The sequence below is a fragment of the Modestobacter lapidis genome, assembly GCF_054780755.1.
Map to the genome: position 1 here is coordinate 1 of NZ_BAAGVS010000048.1, position 2,939 is coordinate 2,939.

Sequence of the window (2,939 nt, forward strand, 5' to 3'; positions counted from 1 at the left end):
CCGGACCCCGTTCGAAGCGCTCACCGACCACCGGGCTGCGGCAACCGCCACAGCGTGATCAACCCGAGGACCTGTCCACGATCCTTGACACAGCCCACAGTGGTCACCGGAACCCTGAAGGGGTTGGGCGCGACCGAGCCGTCGGTGTAGATGCGGGCGCCGGCGCACCCTCCGCTTGGCCGCCTAGACCTTGCGGGCGAGCAGCCGGTCAGCGAGCTCGACGGTGACCAGGTACAACCAGAAACACCTAGTCCAGGAACACCGGGTCGTAGTCGGCGATGAGCAGCCGAAGCTCGTCGGTCACGACGAGTGCATCCCCCGCCAGTTGACCGCGACGCGCACCGACCCGGCCCCATGCGGAAGGCGCTGGCGCGACAGCGCACCGCATCAACGATGTGCAATGGGCCGGGCGACTGGCCTCTGCTGACGATGTTAACCAAGCTGCCGCACCGGTGGGCGTAGGAGCGGCTAGGGCGCCGACAAGCAGACTCGCTGCATGGATGAACTCGACGTCTGCGGGTGTCAGGACGAAGAAGACCTCGACTGGCACGGCCTGGTGCACGAAGCCGGCCATGCCATCGCTGCACTGGAGAACCAGGTCCGCTTCCGCCGCATCATCTTGTACAAGAAGGGCGCGGGCCCGACCTTCGGAGACGGGCTGTACTGCGCTGACGAAGAGGTCGAGATGCTCGACCGGGACCCCACCACTTGGGTTCCGGTCAATCCGGCCGCCAGCCTTCAGTACCTGTGGGCCGGCGCGCTGGCCGAGGTCGAGCTCATAGGCCACGCCTCGCCCAACGGGGACAAGGCGGACATGGCTACGTGGCACAAGGGCCTCAGAAACAGGGGCACCTTGTCCGCGAACGAGGTTCACGCCCTGTTTGGGAGGTCAGTCGAGGACCTCTTTGAGCACGCCGAGTGGCGGGCCCGCGTCAACACGGGCCGGGTTGAGCGGTTGGCGAGGTACCTGCACTCCTTCGCCAGGCCGCACTCCGTGCCTTATGAAGATGTCGTGGCGTTCGACTCGTCGACGTAAGACGTGCGGCAGCTACGGGCGGCTGACCGGCCCTCCCCGGCCTTTTAGGGAGCCGTTGGGGCGGTGGGCGTAGCGGTGTCGCCACTGCCCTGACGGGCAAGGAGTCGGTCGGTGAGTTCGATGGTGGCCAGGAACCACCAGAACACCCAGTCGAGGAAGACGGGGTCGTAGTCCGCCTTCTGCTGCTCGGTGAAGTGCCGCAGTGCGAACTCGTTGGCGAGCTGGAACAGCTGACGCTCGTCCTTGGTGAACAGTTCCTGCTTCAGCAGCCCACGTCGTAGCTCAAGCACATCACCGAGCGTTCGGGTGGCGTCGTGCTTCGTGCGCGGCGTCGCGTGCCGGTCGCGGAACAGCGCGACCGCGTGCGCAACGCGTTCTTGTACCCGCGGCTCTGGCGACTCAAGCGCTCGCTCCACCAGGTCGTCGCGGGCGTCCCCTGCTGAGGTGACGAGCCGTCCGGTGTCCTCGCCGGTCTCCGCGAGCCTGAGCGGGACCTCCGACCGGTCGAGCAGTTCGTTGACCCGCCAGCGGTAGACCGCCTGACCGGGACGCTTCGCGAAGTCGTAGTAGTCCCACTCTCTGGCGTACTCGTGCCAGGACCGACTCAGAGGGCGTGCGACGAGGTCGTGAAGTGCTTCGATGAGGTCGTAGAACAGACCCTCGGGCCACACAGCCGAGGGGTCAACGCCGTCAATCTCGCGCATCGGCCACAGGCGGAACTGGGGTGGTCCGCTGAACTGGTTCTCTCCCAGCAGTTCGGAGAGCTGGCGCTGGCCCTCGACGTCGGGCTTGTCGTCTGAGTCGTAGCAGTAGCTGCCGAACGCGCGCTCGAAGTACCCGATGCTGGCGAGCTCTGCGACGAGGCCCGCGAACCGCGACTTGGTCTCCATCATGTTGAGCCGAGCCGGGCGCTCAAGCGGCATCTGCCGCGCCCGGTAGTACCGCGGCGGGCTGTACCGGCGCAGCTGCGAGCTCCGCTCGGCTAGCTCTCGCACGAGATCTGCGCCTGCCCTCATCTGCGGACTGGCGTCGAATGGGTCCACGCCCATCGGCGCCTTTCGCGTCTCCTGCTGGTAGAGCAGCACCGCCGCATCCCCATGGAACGCCTCCTCGAGCAGCCCACCGAGATACGCCTCGTCGTCTTTGCCGGTGGCCAGCAGTTCATGCGCCTGCTCAGCGAAGAGCGGGGCCGGCCAGACCAGTTCCAGCTCGCTCAGATCGATGGCCACGCTGGCACGGTAGCCATGAGCACGCACACCCGGAGCACGGCGACTACCCGTCTGTGGCAGGCCTCGCGGAAGGCTTCTTCTCCCACGGCCGCTGGGTCATCAACTCGGCGGCCAGGTGGACCTCCCAATCGGCGCCGAGGCTCGTGCGTCGCCACCCGCAGAAGCAGTCGATGCCGTCGGGGCCCCTGCTGTGGTGCCCGAGGAAATCGGAAGTCCGGAGTATCTGGCGCATCTCGTAGGGCTCCACATCGGGATAGGCCCGCAGGATGTCGCCGAAGATCCGTTCCTGCATGTCGCTCACGACCACTCATCCTCCCGGACGGTCGACGCCAGTGTCGCAAGCTGGACGCGCCGTGTCGCTGCCCGGACGAGCAGCGTCGCTAGCTGGACTGTGTCGTGTTCCGGACGACTGTCGGCTTCCGGATCCCACGCTCAGCGGAGGCGACACTCTGGTCGGATTTCACAAGCCCAGCGGCGACGCTCGGTCGCCGATCTGCCCGCCTCGCTGAACACCGGACACATCGACGGCGGCCTCGCCCCTAGACGAGAATCACGAATGCGGAGAACAAGATCGGTATGGGCTGTGTCAAGGATCGTGGACAGGTCCTCGGGTTGATCACGCTGTGGCGGTTGCCGCAGCCCGGTGGTCGGTGAGCGCTTCGAACGGGGTCCGG

3 protein-coding genes are annotated in these 2,939 nt (G+C 66.6%); 1 reads left to right on the forward strand and 2 read right to left on the reverse strand.

Annotation, left to right across the window (positions count from 1 at the left end):
- Nucleotides 1–496: 496 nt before the first annotated feature.
- Nucleotides 497–1,036, forward strand: coding sequence for a hypothetical protein (locus ACYVG5_RS21350; RefSeq protein ID WP_222050786.1), 540 nt, complete (start codon nt 497–499; stop codon nt 1,034–1,036).
- Between the two features lie 44 nt (nt 1,037–1,080).
- Here ACYVG5_RS21350 and ACYVG5_RS21355 read toward each other — a convergent pair whose 3' ends face one another.
- Both ACYVG5_RS21355 and ACYVG5_RS21360 read right to left on the reverse strand, forming a co-directional pair.
- Nucleotides 1,081–2,265, reverse strand: a complete 1,185-nt coding sequence (locus ACYVG5_RS21355) for a hypothetical protein (RefSeq protein WP_222050784.1) — start codon at nt 2,263–2,265, stop codon at nt 1,081–1,083.
- A gap of 43 nt (nt 2,266–2,308) precedes the next feature.
- On the reverse strand, nt 2,309–2,566 hold the full coding sequence (locus tag ACYVG5_RS21360) for a hypothetical protein (RefSeq protein WP_222050782.1): 258 nt from the start codon (nt 2,564–2,566) through the stop codon (nt 2,309–2,311).
- Between the last annotated feature and the right edge of the window lie 373 nt (nt 2,567–2,939).

Bases quoted from the DNA above. Each gene is read 5' to 3' on its own strand.
- ACYVG5_RS21350 (WP_222050786.1), top strand. From the start codon at position 497: ATGGATGAACTCGACGTCTGCGGGTGTCAGGACGAAGAAGACCTCGAC.